Here is a 23,604-nt window from a genome sequence, read left to right as displayed (position 1 = left end):
AAGCGCCCGACGGCGCAGCCGCGCTCGCCGCTTGCGGCGCGCCGGCGCCCGCGGCACCCGGCGTCGCGGCAGCGGCGTCGGCGAGCCGCTGGCGATTCTGTTCGACCAGTTTGTCGAGCGGCAGATACAGCACGTTGTTGCCGTTCTTGCTGTCCACAAACACCTTGGTCGTATTCGAATAGATCTGCTGCATGGTTTCCATGTACATGCGCGTGCGAATCACAGCGGGCGCTTTCGAGTACTGTGCGAAGACCTGCTTGAAGCGGTCGGCCTCGCCTTGCGCCTGCGCCACCGTCTTCTCGCTATAGGTTTTCGCCTCTTCGATCTGACGCGCCACGTCGGCTTGCGCACGCGGCAGCAGATCCGCCGCATAGGCCTGCGCATCACGCTTCGCGCGTTCGTTTTCCTGATGCACTTTGGCGGCGTCGTCGAACGCGGCTTGCACCTGGTCGGGCACCTGCACGCTCTGAATCGTCACACCGGTCACGGCGAGGCCGGACTCGTATTGATCGAGGGATTGCTGGATCGCCGCCATCAGTTGCTGGCGCATTGTTTCGCGATCCTGATCGAGGATCTCGTTCGTGCTGGGCGCGCCGACAATGCCGCGCACCGCCGCCTGCGCGGCGTGCATCACGCTCTGATCGGGATCGACGCTGCGAAACAGATAATCGGTGGGTTTGCGCACCTGGAACTGCACCGCGAAGCGCACTTCGACGATGTCACCGTCGTGCGTGAGCATCGACGCGTCCTTCACATTCGCGAGACGCACCACGTTGTTGCGGCCGATCTCGACCTGGCGGATCTGGCCGATATTGACGAACTCATGTGCTTCGAACGGATACGGCAAACGCCAGTGCACACCTTGCCCTGCCGTGTAGCGATACTTGCCGAACTGCATCACGACCGCAGCCTGGCCATCCTGCACGACGAACACGCCGCTGCCGAGATAGATCGCAATCAGCACGCCGATCACGATGCCCACGCCGATGCGCGCACCACGTCCATTGTCCGGACGGCCACCGCCCGCACCGCCGCCCTTGCGTCCGAAGATGCGGCTCAAGCGGCGGTTGAAATCACGCCACATCTCGTCGAGATCGGGCGGACCTTCACCGTCCCTGGTCGGACGCTTGGGATCGTTCGGCCGTTGCCGGTCGCCATTGCCGTCGCCCCGGCCCCAGCGCGGATCGTTCAGTGAAAGCAAGGCTCGCATGCGCAGCCAGATACTCCGCTCGTTGTAATCGTTCACCTGTGTTCGTTCACCAGAGTAGACAGCGGGTCAGTGCAATTGGAACGGGTCAGTGCCCGAGTTCTGGAACCTTGCGGTCGTCGCGCGGTGCTGCCGACCGGCCTTCTTCCGACTGATCGATCAGCGTGTCGGCAAGAGGTACGGAAGTAGCGATTTCAGCGATGGCAGCGCGCAACGTATCCAGCCCTTGCCCGGTGCGCGCGCTCAAAAAGACGCGCGAAATATTACCATACTCATCCCGCTCAACCGCGTCGCCACGGGCCGCCAACTCCGGCACCGCGTCGATCTTGTTGAACACCAGCACCTGCCGGATCGTGTCCGCGCCGATCGCTTGCAATACCTCGTTCACCTGATCGATCTGATCGAGGCGCACCGCGCTCGACGCATCGACCACATGCAGCAGCAGGTCGGCGTGGATGGTTTCTTCGAGCGTGGCGCGAAACGCCGCCACCAGTTGGTGAGGCAACTCGCGGATGAAGCCGACCGTATCGGACACCACCACCTGCCCCGCTTCGTCGCCGAGATAGACGCGCCGCGAGGTCGTGTCCAGCGTCGCGAACAACTGGTCGGCGGCATACGCCTGAGCTTTCGTGAGCGCGTTGAAAAGCGTGGACTTGCCCGCGTTCGTATAGCCGACCAGCGACACCGACATCGTCTGGTTGCGGCTGCGCGCGCGGCGCTGCGTGCCGTGCTGGCGACGCAGTTTTTCAAGCCGTATCTTGAGCGCCTTGATGCGTTCGCCGATCAAACGGCGGTCGGTTTCGAGCTGCGTTTCGCCGGGACCGCGCAAGCCGATACCGCCCTTCTGACGTTCAAGGTGGGTCCACGCGCGAATCAGCCGGGTCGACAGATACTGCAACTGCGCGAGCTCCACCTGCAGCTTGCCTTCGTGGCTGCGGGCGCGTTGCGCAAAAATATCGAGAATGAGACTGGTGCGATCGACCACGCGCCGATTAAGCGCCTGCTCCAGATTGCGCTGCTGCGCAGGTGCCAGCGCATGATTGAAAATCACGAGTTCGATGTCGTTCGCCTCACACGCAAGACGCAATTCTTCGGCCTTGCCGCTGCCGACGAACATCTTCGCGTCGGGGCTGGACCGGCGCCCGGTGAGGGTGACTAAGGGATTCGCGCCCGCGCTTTGCGCGAGCAGGCTGAGTTCTTCGAGACTGGCTTCGAAATCGATCTTTCCGAAGTCGATGCCGACAAGCGCTGCATTGATCAAATTGGAGGGTATCAAAATGAGGCGGCCGGGAGTAATCGCCAACGGGCGACGCTACGCCGGCCGCGACGGGGGTTAGGACTGTTCGGAATCCGGGTGGAAATTCACCGGACGGGCTGGCACGACCGTCGAGATTGCGTGCTTGTAGACCATCTGGGTGACCGTATTCCGGAGCAACACGACGTACTGGTCGAACGATTCGATGTTCCCTTGAAGCTTGATGCCGTTGACCAGGTAGATCGACACCGGCACGTGCTCTTTACGCAGTGCGTTCAAAAACGGGTCTTGTAACAATTGCCCTTTGTTGCTCATAGCAAACTCCGTATTTTTTTGCAGGTTGACTGAATTGACGACGAAGAAAAAGAGATCCGCCGTCAACCGCTACACTATAGCCGATTTTCGTTTTTGCGCGAGGGCTCGGGCCACGCGCCCAAACCCAGCACTCACGCGGGTTTCAGCCTTTGTCCGCGTAAGGGTTCGTCGATGATCTGAACTCTATTCGCAATGGAGTCCCAGTCAGCTTGAAAGTTTCCCGGAAGCGGTTTTCGAGGTAGCGCTTGTACGTTTCGGTGATCGCATCGAGTGCGTTGCCGTGAATCACGATGATCGGCGGATTCTGTCCGCCCTGGTGCGCGTAACGCAGCTTCGGACGCACCGGACCGCGTCGGCGCGGCTGCTGGAATTCGACCGCATCGATCAGCGCACGTGTGAGCTTCGGCGTCGGCAGCTTGGCCATCGCGGCGCTGTACGCGTCGTCGACCGAACGCATCAGCGGACCAATGCCGGTTTTTTCCGCAGCGGAAATGAAATGGAACTTGGCGAAGTCGAGAAATTTTAGTTTGCGCTCGAGGTCCGCCTTGGTGCGCTCGCGTACATGCGGATCGAGACCGTCCCACTTGTTCACGCCCACCACCAGCGCGCGGCCCTGCTCCACCACGAAGCCGGCAATGTGCGCGTCCTGCTCCGAGATGTCCTGGCGCGCGTCGAGCAGCAGGATCACGACGTTCGCGTCCGAGATCGATTGCAGCGTCTTCACCACCGAGAATTTCTCGATCGCTTCGAACACCTTGCCGCGGCGGCGCAGGCCGGCCGTGTCGATCAGTGTGTACGGCTTGCCCCCGCGCTCGAAGTCGACGTAGATCGAATCGCGCGTGGTACCCGGCATGTCGAACGCGATCACGCGCTCTTCGCCCACCAGCGCGTTGATCAGCGTCGACTTGCCGACATTCGGCCGGCCGACGATCGCGATTTTCACGCCGCGCGCTGCTTTCTCGTCTTCGCTTTCTTCCGGTTGGCCGGCATACGCGACGCCGAGCGCCTCGTTGATCATTTCAGTGACGCCGTCGCCGTGCGCCGCGGAAATCGCGCGCGGGTCGCCGAGACCGAGTTCGTAGAAGTCGGCGGCGACGGTGGTGTACTTCATGCCCTCCGCCTTGTTGACGACGAGGAAGATCGGCCGGCCGACCTTGCGCAGGTAGTCGGCGATCGACTTGTCCTGCGGTGCGAGACCGTTGCGGCCGTCGACGATGAACACGACGATGTCCGACTCCTCGACCGCCTGGCGGGTTTGACGCGCCATCTCGTGCAGGATGCCGTCTTTCGCAACCGGCTCGAAACCGCCGGTATCGACGACCAGGTACGGCCGCTCGCCGGTGCGTCCTTCGCCGTAGTGGCGATCGCGTGTGAGACCGGGCAGGTCGGCAACCAGCGCATCACGCGAGCGCGTGAGGCGGTTGAACAGCGTGGATTTCCCCACATTGGGGCGCCCGACGAGGGCAATAACGGGTTTCATCAGATGTTGTTCACGGTGAAACGCGGGATCGAAATCGACCGCCCGCGTCGCGACGCCATGCGGCCGCCACACGGCAGCGCTTGACGAAAATTATCACGAATTCGGCCAGCCCCGGATGTGCTGTCAATATGCGCACCCGGGCGGACGGGGGGTTGGCTGTATGGGCAGCGCCAATGGGCCGCCAGATTCAGTCTTTCTTGCCCGGCGGCTCGCACGCCCGTTCGAGGGCGATGATTTGCGATGCCGCCGAAGGTGGCGCCGTAAGCAGCCACCGATGGCCACGTGGGCCACACGCGCCAATTCTGATCCGACTCGCCGGACCAGCCAGTCCGGCGGAATTCTTCTACTTACTTTGCGATACAGCAAAAATTCAAACCAGACTCGACAGAAGCGCACACGGCCGGCAAAGCCGGCCTGCGCGCGTGACGGCGATCAGCCTGCGCGTCAGCGCGGGCGATAGCCGAACAGGCCGCCGTCGCGCGTCTGCACCACCAGCGTTTCGCCGGCCAGCACCGGCGCCGCGCTAATCGCGCTGCCGTCGGTCTTCACGCGTGCGACCAGCGTGCCGTCGGCGGCCGACAGGAAGTGCACGTAACCCTGAAAGTCGCCCAGCACCGCGGCGCGGCCCAGCAGGAACGGGACGCTGAGCTCGCGATTCTTCAGCGCGTCGTTCTTCCACAGCACCGAACCGCTGTTGGCGTCGAACGCCGACACCACCGACCAGTCGTCGGCCGCCACCACGGTGCGGTCATCCTGCGCCAGACCGCTCGTGCTCGAGAACGCGTGTGCCCACTGCGCACGGCCCGAGTTCGCGTCGAAACAGCCAATCTGGCCCTGGAACGTCACTGCGCAGGTTTGCGAACCGACCAGCGTGGGCGGACCGGTCACGTCGTTGATGCGCTCCACTTCCGTCACGCCCTTCGGATACGACACCGGCGTCTGCCAGTAGTTGTCGCCCGTTTGCAGGTTGATCGCGGCAAACGAGCCGCCCGGGAAGCCAGCCAGCACGGCCGCGTCGCCCGCGAACGTCATGCCCGACGACACCCGCAGATTGAGCGGCACAGCGCGGTTGCGGTAGTTCCACTTCTGCTCGCCGGTTTGCGCGTTGAACGCGACGATCTGACCGTCGACCGTACGCACCACCACGAGGCCGTTGCCGACCAGTGGCGGCGAAATGATTTCGCCCGGCGCCTTGGCGGTCCACAACTGCTTGCCGTCCGCGCCGAGCACGTAGACGTCGCCCTTCAGGCCGCCGACCGCGGTGAGCGTGCCGTCGCTGCCGACGCCCGCCGACAGGTCGTCGCTCAGCTTGACGCGCCAGATGTCCTTACCGGTTTGCGCGTCGATCTTCGCAACCGAGCCGTTCGCGCCAGCCGCGACCACCGCATTGCCGACCGCGACCGGCGAGAACAGGTAACGGCCCGCCTTGCCCACGCTCGCCGTCCAGGCCTGCTGCACGTCGAGCACGGGTTTGAACTCGGTGAGCGGCGTCGGCACACGGCGCTCGTCTTTCGTGGATGAGCAAGCCGCCATGGTGAGGACGGTCATCGCACAGATAACGGGCACGGCGTATCGTTTCAGCAGATTCATCGGTGGACGAAGCATTCAGGAAATTAATTAAAGGAGACGGGTTGATCGCTGCACGCGGCGATCAGCCACCCAGCGCGTCCAGCTTGAATTGAATCAACTGGCGTGCCGAGCTGTCGTTTTTCGACAGTGAGTCGAGCGCGAGCCTGTAGGCGGTGCGCGCATCGTCGCGCTTGCCTTGAGCGGCGAGCAGGTCGCCGCGGCGGTTCGCCACGATGCCCTTGAACGCGTCGGATTGCGGTTCGGCGAGCAACGCGAGACCCTGGTCGTAAGCCTTGTCGTCGAGCAGCAGCGAGGCCATGCGCAGCTTGGCGATCTGCTTGAACTCGTCGTCCTTCGCATGATCGATGGCCCATTGCAACTGGGCCTTCGCGGCCGGTTCGTCGCCTGCGGCATAGAGCGCCCTGGCGGCTCCCAGCGCGGTCATCTGCGCATACGCAGTGCGGCTGAACTTGTCTTCCATGTCGGTGGCGACGCGCGTGATTTTGGCCTTGTCGCCCGATGCCACGGCTTGCTGCACCTGGTCATACAGCACGGCGGCTTCCGCCGCCTGGCGCCGCTGCCAGAAATTCCAGCCGTTCCAGCCGGCTGCCGCAATCAATGCCACCAGCACGATCCATGTGGTTGCATTGCCCCACTGCGCCCACCATGTCTTCAGACTTTCAATCGATTCTTGTTCGTCGTGGTAACTCATTGCCCGGCGCTTTCCTCTTTCTTGATACCTGTGCGTGTCGAGCCAACCGGCCCGACGACATCGCGATCAGTCGTCGCCGTCTTCGGCGGTTGCAACCATCGCATTGATTAGAAATTCGGTCAAGTCTTCGGCGGGCACGTTATGTTGCTCGCTTTTACCGCCGTCAGAACTTGTATCGCGCAGCGGTTTCACACCGACCGTGCCGTTGGCGATTTCGTCTTCGCCGAGCACCACCGCGAAAGCCGCGCCGCTCGCGTCGGCACGCTTCATCTGCGATTTGAAGCTGGCCGTCTGACCGTCGGCGCTGCAATGCAGGATCACGTCGAGGCCCGTATCACGCAGACGTTCCGCGATGATGAAGGCCTGTTCGCGCGCCGCGTCGCCCTGGTGGACCACGTACACGTCGCAGCCTTCGGCTTCGGGCACGAGCTGCTCTTCCTTGAGCAATTCGAGAATCCGCTCGACGCCCATCGCCCAGCCGCATGCGGCCGTCGGCTTGCCGCCGAGCTGCTCGATCAGCGGATCGTAACGGCCGCCCGCCGCAACGGTGCCCTGCGCGCCGAGCTTGTCGGTCACCCACTCGAACACGGTCAGATTGTAATAATCGAGACCGCGCACGAGACGCGGATTGATCGTGAACGGGATGTTGTTCGCCTTCAGGATGCGCTGCAAACCTTCGAAGTGCGCGCGCGATTCGTCGCCGAGAAAATCGATCAGCTTCGGCGCGTTCTGCGCGACTTCCTGCATCGCCGGATTCTTCGTATCCAGCACGCGCAGCGGGTTCGTGTAGAGACGGCGCTTCGCCTCTTCGTCGAGCACGTCCATGTGCTTTTCGAGGTACGCGATCAGTTTGACGCGATGCGCCGCACGCTCTTGCGCGAGACCCAGCGAATTGATTTCGAGCTTGATGCCCATCAGGCCGAGGTCGTCCCACAGCCGCTGGCACATCATGATGATTTCAGCATCGGCGTCCGGGCCCGCAAAGCCCAGCGCTTCCACGCCGACCTGATGGAACTGGCGATAACGGCCACGCTGCGGACGCTCATGACGGAACATCGGACCGATGTACCAGAGGCGCTTCGGGCCGTCGTACAGCATGTTGTGTTCGATCGCCGCGCGCACCACCGCCGCCGTATTTTCGGGGCGCATCGTCAGATTTTCACCGTTCAATGCGTCGGTGAAGCTGTACATCTCTTTCTCGACGATGTCAGTCACTTCACCGATACCGCGCTTGAACAGCAGCGTATGTTCGACGATCGGCGTACGAATATTCTGGTATCCGTACGAACGCAGCATCGACTTGACGGTGGTTTCGAAAAATTCCCAGAGCCCGGCTTCCTGCGGAAGGATGTCATTCATGCCCTTCACGCCGGAGAGCTTTTCGAGCTTTTTCTTCTGTTCAGTCATCTGTCTTCGATAGCCGATGTTTAGTTGAGCGCTTCGGCGCGGCCATAGCGGCGCTCGACGTAGTCACTCACGATTTGCTGGAATTCTTGCGCGATGTTCTCGCCGCGCAGCGTCTTGACCTTCTCGCCGTCGATGAACACCGGCGCGGCCGGGTTCTCGCCCGAGCCCGGCAGGCTGATGCCGATGTTGGCCTGCTTCGACTCGCCCGGGCCGTTGACGATGCAGCCCATCACCGCGACGTGCATCTTCTCGACGCCAGGATACTGGTCGCGCCACACCGGCATCTGCGTGCGCAGATAGGTCTGGATTTGCGACGCCAATTCCTGGAACAGCGTGCTGGTAGTGCGGCCGCAACCCGGGCACGCGATCACCATCGGCGTGAACGAGCGCAGACCCATGGTCTGCAGGATTTCCTGGCCGACGATCACCTCGCCGGTGCGCGAAGCACCCGGTTCCGGCGTGAGCGAGATGCGGATCGTGTCGCCGATGCCCTGTTGCAGCAGAACGGACAATGCCGCGGTCGACGCGACGATCCCCTTCGAACCCATGCCCGCTTCGGTCAAACCGAGATGCAGCGCGAATTCGCAACGGCGCGCGAGTTCGCGGTACACGGCGATCAGATCCTGCACACCGCTGACCTTGCACGACAGAATGATCTTGTCGCGCGCGAGACCGAGTTCGACCGCCCGTTCCGCCGAGCCGATCGCCGACTGGATCAACGCTTCGTACATCACGCTTTGCGCTTCCCACGGCGTGGAGCGCACGGCGTTTTCGTCCATCATCTTCGCGAGCAGGTCCTGATCGAGACTGCCCCAGTTGACGCCGATACGCACCGGCTTGTCGTACTTCACCGCGGCTTCGATCATCTGCGCGAACTGCGTGTCACGCTTCGCGCCGTGGCCGACGTTGCCCGGATTGATCCGGTACTTGGACAGCGATTCCGCGCACGCGGGGTAGTCGCGCAACAGCAAATGGCCGTTGTAGTGGAAATCGCCGACCAGCGGCACCGACACGCCCATGCGGTCGAGCTGCTCGCGTACGGCCGGCACGGCCGCAGCAGCTTCCGGCGTGTTCACCGTAATGCGCACCAGTTCCGAACCGGCTTGCGCCAGTTCCTTGATCTGGATGGCGGTGCCGATCGCGTCCGCCGTGTCCGTGTTGGTCATCGACTGCACGCGCACCGGCGCGTCGCCGCCGATGGTGACGAGCTGGCCGCCCCACCGGACGTCGACCGCGTGCGACTTGCGCCGCGCAGCCTGCCCGCCGAACACCGGCTCGTTAGAAACGATCTTGCTACTGGATTGGGATTGAGCTTCGGATTGCATCGAAAAACCCATTTACGCCGCATGCGCTACACAAAAACCGTAGCGCCTGAATTGAAAAAGCGCCGCGGACCGGTTGGCCGCGGCGCATACCGTATCTGTCAAGGCAACGCAAAGCGCGCCACGTTACCTTTGGCTGCCGAATATTTCGCCGGATCGACCGGCTGGCCATCGAGTGTCAGCGACTCGAGACCGGCCCGGTTGCCGACCGTGATCTTGAACGGCGCCTCACCCGTCACTTCCTTCGTATCGCCGGCGTGCACGAGGCCGGAGAACACTTCCTTGCCATCTTTGCCGCGCACGCTGAACCAGCTGTCTTGCGTCACGCGCAGTGCGACGATTGCCTCACCTGCGGCAGGCGCCACCGCTGCCGCCGATGCGCCAGCAACGACAGCGGCCGGCGCGTTCGCGGCGGGCGCAGCAGCCTGCGGCTGCGAGCCGGCCTTCGGAGCGGCCGCCGTTGCCGTGGCCGCGGGTGCCGGCGACGGCGCCGTACCCGTGGCCAGCGGCGCGGGCATCGGCGTAGCCGACGCGGCGTTCTCCGCTGCGGCCGGCGCTTCCGGCGCCGACGCGCCCTCATCGGCGGTTGCACCCGCCGACGGCGCTTGCGCCACCGCGCCCGATGCGCCAGTCGCGCTATCCGCGGCACCGTTCGCGCTCGCTTTCAGACGCGCGAGCCACGCGGTCGAATCGCCGCCATTGGTGTGCCACATAGCAAGCGCAATCACCGCGACGACAACCGCCGCAACGCCCCACAGCCACGAGCGGCTCTTCTGCCCGCTGCCGCCAAGCGTCAGCGACACCCGGCCACGCGGCAAGTCCTTGCCCGAGGACGCCGGCATCGACAGGTCCGGCGCCGGCACACCCTTCTCGCGGCGCAACGCCTGCGTGAACGGGGTGGGATCGGCGCCGAGCATCTTCGCGTAGCTGCGCACCACGCCGAGCGCGAAAGTCGTGTCCGGCAGGTGGCTGATGTCCCCGGACTCGAGCGCGCGCAATTTGGCGACGGACACCTTCAGACGCGCCGACACGTCTTCGATCGACCAGCCTTTCGATTCACGCAATTGGGTCAAGCGCGCGCCAACCGCCGTCAGCGAATCCAGTGCCTGCTGCACAACAGGCTGCACTACCGCCCGTGCGACCGGCGCCGGATGGCCTTCGTTTGTGTCTGTGTCGTGCGGCTGCGGGTGCTGCGGCTCACTCATCCCAAATCCTTTCGCGTCGATTCTTTTTCATTCGTGCAACCCGGACGGGCTAAAACCTCGCGCCCGAATCGCAGACCGTTTATAACAAAATGCGCGGCGTTGTGTGCCGCTTCCGATCGCTTCTGCAAACTTTCTTTTCAATCGACGACGGCATGAAGGACGTTCGCGCGTTCATCGAGCTTTCCGCCGAACGCCGACGCCCTGCCATACCGCGCGATTACACGGCGCGAACCTCGATAACCTTCGCTGCCTTCCCGGTGCGCTCAGCAAGGCGCGTGCGGTCCTGCACCGCACCGGCCAACTGACCGCAGGCAGCGTCGATATCATCGCCGCGTGTTTTGCGCACCGTGGTGACGACGCCCGCGTCCATCAACACTTGTGCAAACCGCTTGATCTGTTCCGGCTTCGAGCGGATGAGGCCCGATTCGGGGAACGGATTGAACGGAATCAGATTGAACTTGCACGGCACGTCGCGCGTGACGGCGAGCAATTCGCGCGCTTGCGCTTCGCTGTCGTTCACACCGTCGAGCATGCAGTATTCAAACGTAATGAAATCGCGCGGCGCGACTTTCAGATAGCGCTGGCAAGCCGCCATCAATTCGCGCAGCGGGTACTTCTTGTTCAGCGGCACCAGCATGTCGCGCAGCGGATCGCCAGGCGCATGCAGCGAGACCGCGAGCGCCACCGGCAGATCGGCGCCGAGCCGGTCCATCATCGGCACCACACCCGAGGTGGACAGCGTGACGCGCCGGCGCGACAAGCCGTACGCGTTGTCGTCGAGCATCAGGCGCATGGCCGGCACGACCGCGTCGTAATTGAGCAGCGGCTCGCCCATGCCCATCATCACGACGTTCGTGACCACCCGCTCGCCCTTGCCGTCGCCACCCGTGGCGCGGCCGCCGGCTATGCCGCGCGACGCACGCAACGCAAACTCGGCCATGCGCAACTGGCCGATGATTTCGCCGGTGGTGAGGTTGCGGGAGAAGCCCTGTTTGCCGGTCGAACAGAAACGGCAGTTGACCGCACAGCCGGCCTGCGACGACACGCACAGCGTGCCGCGCGTTTCCTCGGGGATATACACGGTTTCAACCGCGTTGCTGTTGCCGACGTCGATCAGCCACTTGCGTGTGCCGTCGGCCGAAATATGGTCGCTGACGATGCCGGGCATCGAGATCGTGGCGCGCCCCTTGAGCTTTTCGCGCAAGGACTTCGCGAGATCGGTCATGCCGTCGAAGTCGGCAGCGTTGTACTGGTGAATCCAGCGCTGCAATTGCCTGGCGCGAAACGGCTTCTCGCCCAGGCTGTCGCAGTAGGCGACAAGCCCTTGGGCGTCGAGGTCGAGAAGGTTGACGGTGGGACTGCTCGTCATATCGAATCCTGCCATTTCAGTGCGAGACTACGTTCATGCAGCAACCTGCATGAACGCAATGCCGTTCGCGCCCATTTCTGCTGCTTTACCTTACTACTTTGCCGGGCGATTCGTGCGACTAATCAGATCGGCTACACGAATCGCGCGGGGCAAAGCTCGCTTAGCGCGAGTAGACGTTCACTTGCGGGAAGAAGAACGCAATTTCAACCGCAGCCGTTTCAGCCGCGTCCGAACCGTGCACCGCGTTAGCGTCGATGCTGTCGGCGAAGTCGGCGCGAATCGTGCCCTTTTCTGCCTTCTTCGGGTCCGTTGCGCCCATCAGGTCACGGTGCTTCAGGATCGCGTTTTCGCCTTCCAGCGCTTGCACGACCACCGGGCCCGAGATCATGAATTCGACCAGGTCCTTGAAGAACGGACGTGCAGCGTGCACGGCGTAGAACTTTTCCGCATCGGCGCGCGACAGGTGAACCATGCGCGATGCCACGATCTTCAGACCAGCGTTTTCGAAACGGGTGTAGATCTGGCCGATCACGTTCTTGGCCACTGCGTCCGGCTTGATAATGGACAGGGTGCGTTCGATCGCCATAAAAACTCCAAAAAATTAAGAGGTTACAGATTCAAATGAATCCGCAATTGTAGCATGTTCCCGTGTATCATTGTGATTGAACCCTTACAGCACTGAAAGACTCCCGGCAGGAGTTCCGAAATACTGGTAGCGTAGGCTCTGTGGGCATTTTCAAGGTATTGAAACTCCCCGCTTCCGCGCTCATCTTAGGGATGAACACTTTGCGCCTGGCGGCAACCCGTTGCCGGCCGGCGCTGCAAGCCGCGGTACCACCATCACGAAACACGCTTCTGAGGTAAGGAGAGACCATGAACGAACATCCGTATAGCTTTGGCCGCAATGGCGCCGTCAGCACGGCCGAAACGCGTAACCGCGTGCTACGGAACACCTACTGGCTGCTGGCGCTGTCCATGATTCCGACCGTGCTCGGCGCGTGGGTGGGCCTCGCCACCGGCTTCTCGCTGTTCGCCGCCACCAGCCCGGCGATGAGCATGCTGGCGTTCTTCGCGATCGCCTTCGGCTTTATGTTCGCCATCCAGAAAACCAAAGACAGTTCGGTCGGCGTATTCGTGCTGCTCGGCTTCACGTTCTTCATGGGCCTGATGCTGTCGCGCATCCTGAGCTTCGTGCTCGGTTTTTCGAACGGCCCGTCGCTGATCATGCTCGCCTTCGGTGGCACTGGTGTGATCTTCGCGGCGATGGCAACCATCGCCACGGTCAGCAAGCGCGACTTTTCCGGCCTCGGCAAGTGGCTGTTCATGGGCGTGATCGTGCTGCTGCTGGCTTCGGTCGCCAACGTGTTCCTGCAATTGTCGGCGCTGATGCTGACGGTCTCGGTGATGGCGATCGTGATCTTCTCGGCCTACATGCTGTTCGACGTCCAGCGCGTCGTGAACGGCGGCGAGACGAACTACATCACGGCGACGCTCGCGATCTACCTGGATCTGTACAACGTGTTTGTCAACCTGCTTGCGCTGCTGGGCATCTTCGGCGGCAATCGCAACTAAGTCCGACCCGGGGGCGCGGCGTTCTCGAAACGCCCCGCCTTCAAGAAAGGAGCCCGTAACGAGCAATCGTTATGGGCTTTTCTCTTTGTGCAGCCACATGCTTGGCTTGGCGCGCACCAGTCGCGCCCGCGATCAACTGAGCATCACACGCTTAGCCACGCAAATCCCTCATCCTGCGAAGCGACCACCACTTCGGCAGGCGCCGCGCCCAGCACACCGGCCATCGCGGCCTGTGCCAGCTCCGGCAGGTTGTTCTGCTGACTCAGATGCGCCGCAACCAGATGGCGCAGTCGCGAACGGTCGAGCGAAGCCAGAATTTCAGCCGCCGCGTCGTTGTTCAGATGCCCATGATTGCCGCCGATGCGCGCCTTCAACGACGGCGGATAGCGGCTGCCGGCCAGCATCCGCACATCGTGATTGCATTCGAGCACCAGCGCGTCGCAGCCGCTCAGCACCGCGCTGATATGCGGCGTGGAGGTGCCGACATCGGTCAGCACGCCGAGCCGGCTCGCGCCATTCGAGAACACGTACTGCAGCGGCTCGCGGGCGTCGTGAGGAACAGTGTAAGGGAGGATGCTGAGGTCGCCGATCGCCACCGCTTCGTCGCCCCACAGCACCTGCAGGTCGACATCGGCTGCGTCGGCGCCCACCGCGCGGGCGGTGCCCCAACTCATGTACAACGGAATCGACCACTTGCGCGCCAGCGTCAGCGCGCTGCCGATGTGATCGCCATGCTCATGCGTGATCAGAATAGCGTCGAGACCTGCGACGCTCGCGCCGATCCGCGTCAGACGCCGCTCGACTTCCTTCGCCGAAAAGCCGCAGTCGAGCAGCACGCGCGTGGTGGTCGCGCCGCTTTGCGCTTCCACCAGCATCGCATTGCCTTCACTGCCGCTGCCGAGACTCGCGAACCGCACGGTCCGCCTAGTTCAGTTGCGCGTGTAGCAGCGTGACGATGCGCTGCGCGTCGGACGACGTGTCGATCTGCCCGTTCGCGTCGAGCACCGCCACCTGCGTCACGGCGTCACCCTTCGCGCGCACATTGACGAGGAATTCCTGACCCGGCTTCTTCGACGAATTGCCGCTGTAGAACAGCTTGCCGAACAGCCCTTCGCGCTTCAGTTCCTGCATCGAGTCCGCGTAACGCACGTAGTAGATGCCCTTCGCGCGATCGCGGTTGTCGACCGTGAAATTGGTGCGGTCGAGCGCAAGGCCCACGCGCAGCCATGCCCGGTCGAACGATTCCTGCAAGTCGAGCGTCGACGCGCCCGCGCTCTGGTCGAGCGTCGCCGGCGCGGCTGCCGAGCGCGCGTCGGTCAGCAGTTGCTTCGATTGCGTTTCGGTCAGGCCGAACTTCTCCATCAGCTTGGCGAGGAACAGCGCTTCGAGCGCCGGATCGCGCGGACGCTCTTCCCAGCGCGACGACGTCTTGTCCTGCCCCGTCAGCATTTCTTCCATCGCGCTGTGCGTGATCGAGATGTCGGTGGTGTCGCCCGCGCCGCGCGAAACCAGCGTGCGGAAGCTGTCGCGCGTGCCCGACGAATACGCGAAGTCGATCACCTTGCCCACCGTGCGGCGGAACCAGTCGTCCGGAATATTCGCGCGGTTTTCAGCCCAGTCGGTGGTCATGATGCCGGTCGCCGGCGCGTCCGTTTTCAGAACGAAACCGTTTTCCTGCCAGAACTCCTGCAACTGCGGCCACAGTTGTTCCGGCGAGCGGCCGTCGACCACCAGCCAGCGGCGATCGCCGTCGCGCTCGATGTGCATGCCGAGCGGGTCTTGCGCATTCGGCTTGCCTTCGGTCGCGTTGCCGGCCGCCGTGACGTTGCGCGCGGTCGCGCCGCCCAACGCCAGATTGGCCGGCGGTGCGACGTAGCGCTGATCGGTCGGCGTGGTGCTCAGATCGCCCGGAACGGCGAGCGGCGGTGCGCTGCCCGCGCCCTTGTAGTTGACGCGGTCGGAAGCGAACCAGTCGTTCAGCGTGTCACAGCCGGCGAGCGTCGTCAGGGCAAGCGCCAGCGCCGCCATGCGGGTTGCGTGGAGGGAAAGTGCGGAACGTTTCATGAGGTCCTTCGTGATGCTGGAACGCGGTGCCTGGTTCTGTGTGCCGGGAACGTGGGCTGGATCGACGTCGGTTAAGGGAGTGCCGGTGGCAGTCTTTCGTTGGCGCTGCTGGGTGCCGCGGTCGATCCGCTTAGTCCAGCAGGCCTGCTTCGCGCAGCGCGCCGCGCACCACTTCGTGGTATTGCGGGTCGAGCGGCGTAAGCGGCAGGCGGATTCCGCCCTGCACACGACCCAGTTGCTGCAATGCCCATTTGGCCGGAATCGGATTCGATTCGATGAACAGGTTCTTATGCAGCGACAGGAGTTTCAGATGAATCGCGCGCGCGGTCTTTGCATCCGCCGCCAGCGCGGCCTTGCACAGCTCGCTCATCGCGCGCGGCGCGACGTTGGCGGTAACCGAAATGTTGCCGTGGCCGCCGAGCAGCATCAGCGCGATCGCAGTGGGATCGTCGCCGCTGTAGATGCCGAAGTGCGCGGGCGCGGACTTGATCAGATGCGCGGCGCGGTCGATGTTGCCGGTCGCTTCTTTCACACCGATGATGCCCGGCACCTGCGCGCAGCGCAGAATGGTTTCGTTGCTCATGTCGGCAACGGTGCGGCCCGGCACGTTGTACAGGATCACTGGCAGATCGACGGTTTCGGCGATCTTCGCGAAGTGGCGATAGATGCCTTCCTGAGTCGGCTTGTTGTAGTACGGCACGACCTGCAGCGACGCGTTCGCGCCGACATCTTTCGCCTGTTGCGTGAGTTCGATCGCCTCGGTGGTGGAGTTGCCGCCCGAACCCGCGATCACCGGAATCCGGCCCGCCGTGTGCTCGACCGCGGTCTTGACCATCAGCACGTGCTCTTCGACCGACAGCGTGGCCGACTCGCCGCTCGTGCCGACCACGACGAGGCCGTCCGTGCCTTCAGCGACGTGCCAGTCGATCAGTTTGCGAAACGCCGGCAGATCGAGACTGCCGTCTTCGAACATCGGGGTGATGATGGCAGGAATGCTGCCGCGAATCTGAACGCCGTCGTTGCTGGTGCTGCGATTGCCGCTTTGGTTGCCGTTAGTCATGAAACGCCATGAATTTGATCAGGTAAACCGCGATTGTAGCGGATTAGCCAGCCAACTCGTAACAAGGCGGGGGTGCCGCCTGCGCGGGGTCGTCTGAGCGCTCCGCCTCCAGAATTGCGCAGATCCGCTGGACGTAAGCCGGGCGCGGCTGCGCGAGAAAACCGTCCTGAAACGCGACGACCCGGAGCTGGCCCCGCACCCGGTCGAGAAGCTCGCCGGGCGCCAGCAGAAACGCCGGATTAGAGGGCTTGCCGACGCTTTCGTTTCCTTGCGCGAAGGTCTCGTAAACCAGTACGCCGCCGGGTGCGAGCGAGTGCAGCAGCTGCGGAAACAGCGGGCGGTGCAAATAGTTCGTCACCACGACGGCGGCGAATTTCGCATCGCCGGATAGCGGCCACGCGGCGCCTTCGAGATCGGCCGCAAGCGGGGCGATGAGCGGCTCGTCGCGCAGCGTGCCGAGCGCGGCTGCATCGCGGTCGATCGCGGTCACCGGGTGCCCCAGCGACGCGAAGAAACGCGCATGCCGCCCCGCCCCCGACGCGACGTCGAGGACCGCGCCGCCGGCCGCGACCAGATGTGCCCAATGGCGCACCCAGCGCGACGGCTCACCCAATCCATGGAGGGCGGCAGGCGTGCTCATCGCTTCGGCGTCGCCGCTCAGTTGTACGACAGGCCCATGGCCTCGCGGACGTCGCGCATCGTTTCCGTGGCGAACTTGCGGGCCTTGTCGCAGCCGTCGGCGACGATCGCGCGCAGCAGCGACGGATCGTCCATGTACTTCTGCGCGCGCTCGAGCATTGGCTGCTGTTCGCGCAGGATGCCTTCGATCACCGGCTGCTTGCAGTCGAGGCAACCAATGCCCGCCGAGCGGCAACCCTTCTGCACCCACTCGTGGGTGGCTTCGTCGGTGTAGACCTGGTGCAGCTGCCACACCGGGCACTTGTCCGGATCGCCCGGATCGGTGCGGCGCACGCGGGCCGGATCGGTCGGCATGGTGCGGACTTTCTTCGTGATGGTTGCCGCGTCTTCACGCAGGCCGATCGTGTTGCCGTACGACTTCGACATCTTCTGGCCGTCGAGACCCGGCATGCGCGACGCTTCGGTCAGCATCGCCTGCGGCTCGACCAGAATGATCTTGCGCGAACCTTCGAGGTAGCCGAACAGACGCTCGCGATCGCTCATCGACAGGCTCTGCGATTCCTGCAACATCGCGCGCGCCTGCTCGAGCGCTTCATCGTCGCCTTCCTGCTGATAGGCGTTGCGCAGCTCGTGATACAGCTTGGAGCGCTTGCCGCCAAGCTTCTTCGCGGCTTCGTTGGCCTTCTCTTCGAAGCCCGGTTCGCGGCCATACAGGTAGTTGAAACGGCGCGCGATTTCACGCGTCATTTCGACGTGCGGCACCTGGTCTTCACCGACCGGCACGAGCGAGCCGCGATACAGCAGAATGTCCGCCGCCATCAGCACCGGGTAGCCGAGAAAGCCGTAGGTGGACAGGTCCTTGTCCTTCAGCTTTTCCTGCTGCTCCTTGTAGGTCGGCACGCGCTCGAGCCAGCCGAGCGGCGTGCTCATGCCGAGCAGCAGCGCCAGTTCCGCATGCTCGGGCACCTTGCTCTGGATGAACAGCGTCGCCTGCGCCGGATCGATGCCGGACGCGAGCCAGTCGATCAGCACGTCCCACACGTTCTTTTCGATCACTTCGGGCGTTTCGTAGTGCGTCGTCAGCGCGTGCCAGTCGACCACGCAGAAGAAGCACGGGTATTCGGACTGCAGCCGCACCCAGTTTTTCAGCACGCCGTGATAGTGGCCGAGGTGCAGCGACCCGGTGGGCCGCATGCCGGAGAAGATACGGTCTGGGAACATGATTATTTAGAAAAGCGAAACAAGTGGAGTCAGGATTGCGGTAATCGCACCGTAGCCGAGCGTGACGAGCGGATTCAGCCAGTAGCGCGACAGCGTGCCGGTCATGACCAGCGCCATCACGATGAAAAAGCCGTACGGTTCGAGACGCGACAGCGCAATCGATTGCCGCGGCGGCAGCAGCGCCATCAACACGCGGCCGCCGTCGAGCGGCGGCAACGGAAACAGATTCAGCACGCCGAGCACTAGGTTCACGCCGACGCCCGCGCCCGCCATGCGCGTGAAGAACGGTTCGTCGACATTGAGCACCGCCAGCGCGACGCCGAACACCCCCCAGATCAGCGCCTGGACGAAATTGCACGCGGGGCCCGCCGCCGCGACCCAGAGGCTGCCCCAGCGCGGATTGCGCAGGTTGCCGAAGGCGACCGGCACCGGCTTCGCATAACCGAACATGAACGCGCCGCTGGTGGCGAAGTACAGCAGCAACGGAATCGCGATCGTGCCGAGCGGATCGATGTGCCGCATCGGATTGATCGAAACGCGGCCGAGCACGTAAGCGGTGTTGTCGCCGAGCCAGCGCGCGACGTAGCCATGCGCGGCTTCGTGCAGCGTGATCGCGAAAATGACCGGCAACGCGTATACCGCAATGGTTTGTATCAGGGAAGAATCCATAACTCACTATTGTAACAACGCGATTGCGTGCGTCTGTCCGCTTTCGCTCATGCCGTCTCTTCGAGACCGAAAGGCGCGAGAGAACCGCGCCCTGCCCGCACCAGCACCGGCTCCGCGCCGGTCAGATCGATCACGGTCGACGGCTCGCATACGCAGGCGCCGCCGTCGATCACCAGATCCAGTTGCTTCTCCAGCCGCTCGCGGATTTCTTCCGGGTCGTTCAGCGGCCGGCTTTCGCCCGGCATGATCAGCGTCGAGCCGAGCAGCGGCTGGCCGAGTTCCTCGAGAATCGCCAGCGTGATCGCGTGATCCGGCACCCGCAGACCGATGGTCTTGCGCGACGGATGCGACAGGCGCCGCGGCACTTCCCTGGTGGCCTGCAACACGAAAACATACGGGCCCGGCGTCACCGATTTGATCAATCGATACTGCCGGTTGTCCACCATCGCGAAGTTCGCCAGTTCCGACAGATCGCGCACCAGCAACGACAGCAGCTGCTTGTCGTCGAGGCCGCGAATCCGCCGCAGGCGTTCGGCCGCGTCCTTGTCGTCGAGCTGGCAGGCGAGCGCATAGCTCGAGTCCGTGGGCAGCGCGACCACGCCGCCGTCCTTGATGATCTGCACGGCCTGCTTGACGAGGCGCGGCTGCGGGTTGTCAGGATGAAGCCGAAAGTATTGGGACATGGTGACTAACGATGGCTATCAGTGAGCGGCGAGTGAGCGGCGAATGAGCCGCGAATGAACGGCGGGCGAACTGCGATTGAACAGCGGATGGCCGGCGGCCGGAAGATCGGACGCGAACATGCGCCGCGCCCGGCCCGCTTTCGCGCGTGACGTGCCGTCATGGCACGGCGCGCGATCACAGCCAGCGTTCCCAGACGGGCTTGAGATCGGAGGGCAGCTGCGGTAGCGTGCCGAGGTCGATGCGGCCTTCGCCGGCTGCGTGGAAGTCGGACCCGCGCGATGCCTCGAAACCGAAACGGCGCGCCACATCCGCGTATTCGCGGTATTGATCGGGTGTGTGGCTGCCGGTCACCACTTCGATCGCCTTGCCGCCGAGATCGATGAACTCAGCGAAAAACGCGTCGAACTCGACCGGCGAGTACGCGTAACGGCCCGGATGCGCGATGATCGCCTCACCGCCGGCGGCCTGAATCCAGCCGACCGCGTCGGCCAGTTTGGCCCAGCGGTGCGCTACATAGCCCGGTTTGCCGTCGCCGAGATAGCGATTGAACACGTCTTGTGTGGAACTGGCGTAGCCGTTCTCGACCATGAAGCGCGCGAAATGCGTACGCGAAATCATGTCCGGGTTCGACACGTACTTGAGCGCGCCCTGATACGCGTCCGGCATGCCGAGCGTCGCCAGTTGCTCGCCGATCGCTTCGGCGCGCGCGGCGCGGCCGTCACGGGTGCGCGCGAGACCGTCGATCAGGATCGAACTGGCAGGATCGATGCCGAGCCCGACGATGTGCACGGTGCGCGAAGCCCACGTCACCGAAATTTCGACGCCGCCCACGTAGCCCATGCCGAGCGCCTCGGCGGCGCTGCGCGCCTCCTGCTGACCGCCCACTTCGTCGTGGTCGGTGAGCGCCCATAACGTCACGCCGCCCGCATGCGCGCGGCGCGCGACGTCGGCCGGCGCGAACTGGCCGTCGGAAACGGTGGAGTGACAGTGAAGATCGGCGTTCATCGTAGTCTTGAAAAGGTTCTGCGACCATTTTACTGCAACGCAGTACGCGGCCGCAGAGCTATCTCACGCCAGCGGCCTCATCCTTCCCGATATGTGAAGCGTTCAGGCGCAAAACCCCTCGATCAACGCAGCCACCTGCTCCGGTTGGTCGTGGTGCACCATGTGCCCCGCTTCGTCGATGATCTTCTCGCGCCAGTTCGGGAACGCCTGAAAACGCGCCTTGAATTCGTCGAGCGGAATTTCGCCGGCGATCTGCGCGAGCGTCGGCGAGTTGGCAGCCTCGACGTGCAGCACTTTCGCGCTCGTCTTGCGCCACACCGCCATCACTTCGTCGAGGCGGTACAGCGACGGGCCGCGCAGCTTGTGCGCCGGATCGGCGAGCAGCATGAAGCGCCCTTCGCCGTCCGGCTTCGACCAGTGCTGTGCGAGAAACTGCGCGCGCTGCGGATCGAGGCGCGGATTGGTCTTGATCAGGCGGGCGGCGACGTCGTCGAGCGACGCGTAGCGCTTCAGTTGCGGCGGATCGCGCAACTCGTCGAGCCAGTTGCGCAGGCGTTTGGGTGCCTGCGCCGAGTGCGACGGCGCGAGACCGAAGCCCTCCAGATCGACCACCCGCCGCACCCGCTCCGCCCGTACGCCCGCATACAGGCAGGCGATGTTCGCACCCATGCTGTGACCGACCAGATTCACCTCGCCGGTCGGCGCGTAGTGATCGAGCAGCGCGTCGAGATCGGCCAGATAGTCCTGAATCCAGTAGTTGCCGCCGCCGCGCTCGGCCACCGGCCAGTCCGACAGACCGAAGCCGCGCATGTCCGGCGCGATCACCTGCCAGTCGCCGGCCAACGCATCGACCACGAACTGGAACGACGCGGCCACGTCCATCCAGCCGTGCAGCATGAACAGCATGGACGCATCGGGGTTGCCCCAACGCCGCACGTGCAGGCGGATGCCACGCACGGCAACAAACTCAGACCGGGAAGTATTCATGAACGGCACGCTCAAAAAAAGAATGGTCGTTCGATTATAGGGATAGCTGGGCGATACGGGGGCGGATTATCGAAAAAGCGCTCAGCCGTTCGCAGCCGGCGGGACCGGCGGCTGCGCGTCGAGATTCGCCAGCGCAGCGAGTTCCGCCTCGTCGAAACCGGCGTCGCGGCGCGCCTCGAAATTGAACGGACCACGTAATTTCGGTGCGTGATACTGATCGGCGAGGCGCGTGTAAGTCTCGTGCGGGTCGAGGCCGCTCGCGTCGCACAAATGGCGGAACCAGCGATTGCCGATCAGCACATGGCCGATTTCATCGCGCAGGATAACGTCCAGAATCGCCGCGGACGCGTGGTCGCCCGCCTGTTGCAGGCGCGCGCGGATCGGCGGCGAAGCGTCGAGGCCGCGTGCTTCGAGCGTGCGCGGCACCAGCGCCATGCGCGCCAGCACGTCGCCGCGGGTGCGCTCGCACATGTCCCACAGGCCGTCGTGCGCCGGGAAATCGCCGTACGCATGGCCGTATTGCGCGAGGCGCGCGGCCAGCAGCGAGAAGTGATAGGCCTCTTCGGCGGCGACTTTGAGCCAATCGGTGTAGAACGTGGCGGGCATGCCGGCGAAGCGCCAGACGGCGTCAAGCGCAAGATTGATCGCGTTGAATTCGATGTGCGCGAGCGCGTGCAACAGGACCGCACGGCCTTGCGACGACTGCATGCTGCGCCGCTTCAACTGGCGCGGATCGACCAGTTCGGGTTGCGCCGGACGGCCTGGCAGGTCGTGAGGTTCATCGAGTTCGCGGTCGGCTAAACAGGTGGCGCTGCCGTCGAGCACGGCGGCGTAAAGCGTGCGGGCCGCGGCGGCCTTGGTGGCCGGATCGCTTTCGCACAGTGCGGCGAGCGCCGCGGTTCGCGCACAATCGGGCTGGTCTTTGGGATTCGGTAAGGACGTTGCGGGTAAAGCGGACGGAGCGGCGGACATCATGGCAAGCGGATCGGCAAATGAAGCGGCAAAGTACGGTGCAAAAGGCGCGCTGGCAAACGCGGCAAAAGAAAAGCCCCGCGGCGGGACCAGCAGCATAGCAATGGGGCCGCCAGCTCGAATGACTGCCCGGCGAACTTTCCAGCGGCCGCGCGAGGCGGCCCAACCACACAAGCGTTTACAATACTCGATTCGACCATCCAGCGCGCTCATTGCGCCGGCGACGCGGGACACTCCGGCCAGGCGCGTGTCGGGCGGCTCGCCGCCCCAACCAGCGTGCGCCGCGACCGATCAAGAGGAGACACTGTGACGATCTACAAGCTTGGCGAAGCCGCCCCGACCATCCATGAAAGCGTGTTCGTCGCGGATTCGGCGAACATCATCGGCAATGTGACGCTCGAGGAAAACGCGAGCGTCTGGTTCGGCGCCACGATCCGCGGCGACAACGAGGCGATCACCATCGGCGCCGGCAGCAATGTGCAGGAAAACGCGGTGCTGCACACCGACCCCGGCTTCCCACTGACGATCGAGCCCAATGTGACGATCGGCCACCAGGTCATGCTGCACGGCTGCACGATCAAGGAGGGCTCGCTGATCGGAATTCAGGCCGTGGTCTTGAATGGCGCGGTGATCGGCCGCAACTGTCTGGTCGGAGCGGGCGCCATCGTCACCGAAGGCAAGGTGTTTCCCGACAATTCGCTGATTCTCGGCGCGCCCGCCAAGGTGGTGCGCGAACTGACCGAGACGGATATCGCCAACATGCAGCGCGGCACGGCAAGCTATGCCGAGCGTCGCGAATATTTCAAGGCGCAGCTCGTACGCATCGGCTAACAGCCGGCGCGCGCGGCGCGCACGGCGCGGCATCACGCTGCGTCATTCCACCGAGGAAA

Annotated in this window: 23 protein-coding genes; 2 read left to right on the top strand and 21 right to left on the bottom strand. The window is 63.8% G+C overall.

The annotated features are described in order from the left end of the window. From hflK to ndk, 11 genes are all read right to left on the bottom strand, one after another. Positions 1-1,246 (bottom strand): FtsH protease activity modulator HflK (hflK, locus tag HV744_RS10255; RefSeq protein WP_175149395.1); only part of this gene is annotated, 1,246 nt, incomplete at its 3' end. Positions 1,247-1,295: 49 nt separating this feature from the next. Further along, complete coding sequence (gene hflX / locus HV744_RS10250; RefSeq protein ID WP_175149394.1) at positions 1,296-2,510, bottom strand: GTPase HflX; 1,215 nt, start codon at positions 2,508-2,510, stop codon at positions 1,296-1,298. Between the two features lie 30 nt (positions 2,511-2,540). Then, the gene (gene hfq / locus HV744_RS10245; RefSeq protein WP_006051315.1) at positions 2,541-2,777 is read right to left on the bottom strand and encodes an RNA chaperone Hfq; all 237 of its coding nucleotides are present in this window, start codon (positions 2,775-2,777) and stop codon (positions 2,541-2,543) included. 142 nt (positions 2,778-2,919) lie between these two features. Beyond that, the gene (gene der / locus HV744_RS10240) at positions 2,920-4,257 is read right to left on the bottom strand and encodes a ribosome biogenesis GTPase Der (protein WP_175149393.1); all 1,338 of its coding nucleotides are present in this window, start codon (positions 4,255-4,257) and stop codon (positions 2,920-2,922) included. Between the two features lie 444 nt (positions 4,258-4,701). Next, positions 4,702-5,847, bottom strand: coding sequence for an outer membrane protein assembly factor BamB (gene bamB, locus HV744_RS10235; RefSeq protein WP_175149392.1), 1,146 nt, complete (start codon positions 5,845-5,847; stop codon positions 4,702-4,704). Positions 5,848-5,908: 61 nt separating this feature from the next. Then, positions 5,909-6,538, bottom strand: coding sequence for a YfgM family protein (locus HV744_RS10230; RefSeq protein ID WP_175149391.1), 630 nt, complete (start codon positions 6,536-6,538; stop codon positions 5,909-5,911). Between the two features lie 66 nt (positions 6,539-6,604). Further along, positions 6,605-7,945 carry a histidine--tRNA ligase gene (gene hisS, locus HV744_RS10225; RefSeq protein ID WP_175149390.1) on the bottom strand — a complete coding sequence of 447 codons (1,341 nt, stop codon included), beginning with the start codon at positions 7,943-7,945 and terminating at the stop codon, positions 6,605-6,607. A 20-nt stretch (positions 7,946-7,965) separates the two neighbouring features. Beyond that, entirely contained in the window at positions 7,966-9,282 is a 1,317-nt protein-coding gene (gene ispG, locus HV744_RS10220; RefSeq protein WP_175149389.1) for a flavodoxin-dependent (E)-4-hydroxy-3-methylbut-2-enyl-diphosphate synthase, read from the bottom strand. Between the two features lie 86 nt (positions 9,283-9,368). Then, the gene (locus tag HV744_RS10215) at positions 9,369-10,472 is read right to left on the bottom strand and encodes a helix-turn-helix domain-containing protein (RefSeq protein WP_175149388.1); all 1,104 of its coding nucleotides are present in this window, start codon (positions 10,470-10,472) and stop codon (positions 9,369-9,371) included. Between the two features lie 217 nt (positions 10,473-10,689). Continuing rightward, positions 10,690-11,841: a dual-specificity RNA methyltransferase RlmN gene (gene rlmN / locus HV744_RS10210; protein WP_175149387.1), complete on the bottom strand. Its 1,152-nt coding sequence runs from the start codon at positions 11,839-11,841 to the stop codon at positions 10,690-10,692. Positions 11,842-12,001: 160 nt separating this feature from the next. Further along, on the bottom strand, positions 12,002-12,427 hold the full coding sequence (gene ndk, locus HV744_RS10205) for a nucleoside-diphosphate kinase (RefSeq protein WP_042322811.1): 426 nt from the start codon (positions 12,425-12,427) through the stop codon (positions 12,002-12,004). 287 nt (positions 12,428-12,714) lie between these two features. Here ndk and HV744_RS10200 point away from each other — a divergent pair, with 287 nt between their 5' ends. Further along, on the top strand, positions 12,715-13,413 hold the full coding sequence (locus tag HV744_RS10200; RefSeq protein WP_175149386.1) for a Bax inhibitor-1/YccA family protein: 699 nt from the start codon (positions 12,715-12,717) through the stop codon (positions 13,411-13,413). 143 nt (positions 13,414-13,556) lie between these two features. Here HV744_RS10200 and HV744_RS10195 read toward each other — a convergent pair whose 3' ends face one another. The 10 genes from HV744_RS10195 to HV744_RS10150 form a co-directional block, all read right to left on the bottom strand. Then, on the bottom strand, positions 13,557-14,330 hold the full coding sequence (locus tag HV744_RS10195; protein ID WP_175149385.1) for an MBL fold metallo-hydrolase: 774 nt from the start codon (positions 14,328-14,330) through the stop codon (positions 13,557-13,559). A 7-nt stretch (positions 14,331-14,337) separates the two neighbouring features. Beyond that, positions 14,338-15,477, bottom strand: coding sequence for an outer membrane protein assembly factor BamC (gene bamC / locus HV744_RS10190; protein WP_175149384.1), 1,140 nt, complete (start codon positions 15,475-15,477; stop codon positions 14,338-14,340). Between the two features lie 130 nt (positions 15,478-15,607). Further along, complete coding sequence (gene dapA / locus HV744_RS10185) at positions 15,608-16,537, bottom strand: 4-hydroxy-tetrahydrodipicolinate synthase (RefSeq protein ID WP_175149383.1); 930 nt, start codon at positions 16,535-16,537, stop codon at positions 15,608-15,610. Between the two features lie 43 nt (positions 16,538-16,580). After that, entirely contained in the window at positions 16,581-17,177 is a 597-nt protein-coding gene (locus HV744_RS10180; protein WP_175149382.1) for a class I SAM-dependent methyltransferase, read from the bottom strand. Between the two features lie 17 nt (positions 17,178-17,194). After that, positions 17,195-18,397: a tryptophan--tRNA ligase gene (locus HV744_RS10175; protein WP_175149381.1), complete on the bottom strand. Its 1,203-nt coding sequence runs from the start codon at positions 18,395-18,397 to the stop codon at positions 17,195-17,197. A 6-nt stretch (positions 18,398-18,403) separates the two neighbouring features. Beyond that, positions 18,404-19,066, bottom strand: a complete 663-nt coding sequence (locus tag HV744_RS10170; protein ID WP_175149380.1) for a site-2 protease family protein — start codon at positions 19,064-19,066, stop codon at positions 18,404-18,406. 47 nt (positions 19,067-19,113) lie between these two features. Further along, positions 19,114-19,749, bottom strand: coding sequence for an L-threonylcarbamoyladenylate synthase (locus HV744_RS10165; RefSeq protein WP_175149379.1), 636 nt, complete (start codon positions 19,747-19,749; stop codon positions 19,114-19,116). A gap of 175 nt (positions 19,750-19,924) precedes the next feature. Beyond that, positions 19,925-20,755 carry a 3',5'-nucleoside bisphosphate phosphatase gene (locus HV744_RS10160; RefSeq protein ID WP_175149378.1) on the bottom strand — a complete coding sequence of 277 codons (831 nt, stop codon included), beginning with the start codon at positions 20,753-20,755 and terminating at the stop codon, positions 19,925-19,927. Between the two features lie 102 nt (positions 20,756-20,857). Further along, positions 20,858-21,742, bottom strand: coding sequence for an alpha/beta fold hydrolase (locus HV744_RS10155; protein WP_175149377.1), 885 nt, complete (start codon positions 21,740-21,742; stop codon positions 20,858-20,860). A gap of 81 nt (positions 21,743-21,823) precedes the next feature. Next, entirely contained in the window at positions 21,824-22,717 is an 894-nt protein-coding gene (locus HV744_RS10150; RefSeq protein ID WP_175149376.1) for a ferritin-like domain-containing protein, read from the bottom strand. 303 nt (positions 22,718-23,020) lie between these two features. Here HV744_RS10150 and HV744_RS10145 point away from each other — a divergent pair, with 303 nt between their 5' ends. Further along, a complete protein-coding gene (locus HV744_RS10145) occupies positions 23,021-23,545 on the top strand; it encodes a gamma carbonic anhydrase family protein (protein ID WP_175149375.1) in 525 nt (174 codons plus the stop codon). Positions 23,546-23,604: the final 59 nt, after the last annotated feature.

The sequence above is a fragment of the Paraburkholderia ultramafica genome (assembly GCF_902859915.1).
Classification (GTDB): domain Bacteria; phylum Pseudomonadota; class Gammaproteobacteria; order Burkholderiales; family Burkholderiaceae; genus Paraburkholderia; species Paraburkholderia ultramafica.
Note: the sequence above shows the minus strand (reverse complement) of the source record. Positions and strands in the feature narration are given on the sequence as shown.

What these genes read in the sequence shown, in the direction of transcription:
- hfq (WP_006051315.1), bottom strand. Translation starts at nt 2,777, where the DNA reads ATGAGCAACAAAGGGCAATTGTTACAAGACCCGTTTTTGAACGCACTG.
- der (WP_175149393.1), bottom strand. Translation starts at nt 4,257, where the DNA reads ATGAAACCCGTTATTGCCCTCGTCGGGCGCCCCAATGTGGGGAAATCC.
- bamB (WP_175149392.1), bottom strand. Translation starts at nt 5,847, where the DNA reads ATGAATCTGCTGAAACGATACGCCGTGCCCGTTATCTGTGCGATGACC.
- HV744_RS10230 (WP_175149391.1), bottom strand. Translation starts at nt 6,538, where the DNA reads ATGAGTTACCACGACGAACAAGAATCGATTGAAAGTCTGAAGACATGG.
- hisS (WP_175149390.1), bottom strand. Translation starts at nt 7,945, where the DNA reads ATGACTGAACAGAAGAAAAAGCTCGAAAAGCTCTCCGGCGTGAAGGGC.
- ispG (WP_175149389.1), bottom strand. Translation starts at nt 9,282, where the DNA reads ATGGGTTTTTCGATGCAATCCGAAGCTCAATCCCAATCCAGTAGCAAG.
- HV744_RS10215 (WP_175149388.1), bottom strand. Translation starts at nt 10,472, where the DNA reads ATGAGTGAGCCGCAGCACCCGCAGCCGCACGACACAGACACAAACGAA.
- rlmN (WP_175149387.1), bottom strand. Translation starts at nt 11,841, where the DNA reads ATGACGAGCAGTCCCACCGTCAACCTTCTCGACCTCGACGCCCAAGGG.
- ndk (WP_042322811.1), bottom strand. Translation starts at nt 12,427, where the DNA reads ATGGCGATCGAACGCACCCTGTCCATTATCAAGCCGGACGCAGTGGCC.
- HV744_RS10200 (WP_175149386.1), top strand. Translation starts at nt 12,715, where the DNA reads ATGAACGAACATCCGTATAGCTTTGGCCGCAATGGCGCCGTCAGCACG.
- bamC (WP_175149384.1), bottom strand. Translation starts at nt 15,477, where the DNA reads ATGAAACGTTCCGCACTTTCCCTCCACGCAACCCGCATGGCGGCGCTG.
- dapA (WP_175149383.1), bottom strand. Translation starts at nt 16,537, where the DNA reads ATGACTAACGGCAACCAAAGCGGCAATCGCAGCACCAGCAACGACGGC.
- HV744_RS10180 (WP_175149382.1), bottom strand. Translation starts at nt 17,177, where the DNA reads ATGAGCACGCCTGCCGCCCTCCATGGATTGGGTGAGCCGTCGCGCTGG.
- HV744_RS10175 (WP_175149381.1), bottom strand. Translation starts at nt 18,397, where the DNA reads ATGTTCCCAGACCGTATCTTCTCCGGCATGCGGCCCACCGGGTCGCTG.
- HV744_RS10170 (WP_175149380.1), bottom strand. Translation starts at nt 19,066, where the DNA reads ATGGATTCTTCCCTGATACAAACCATTGCGGTATACGCGTTGCCGGTC.
- HV744_RS10165 (WP_175149379.1), bottom strand. Translation starts at nt 19,749, where the DNA reads ATGTCCCAATACTTTCGGCTTCATCCTGACAACCCGCAGCCGCGCCTC.
- HV744_RS10160 (WP_175149378.1), bottom strand. Translation starts at nt 20,755, where the DNA reads ATGAACGCCGATCTTCACTGTCACTCCACCGTTTCCGACGGCCAGTTC.
- HV744_RS10155 (WP_175149377.1), bottom strand. Translation starts at nt 21,742, where the DNA reads ATGAATACTTCCCGGTCTGAGTTTGTTGCCGTGCGTGGCATCCGCCTG.
- HV744_RS10150 (WP_175149376.1), bottom strand. Translation starts at nt 22,717, where the DNA reads ATGATGTCCGCCGCTCCGTCCGCTTTACCCGCAACGTCCTTACCGAAT.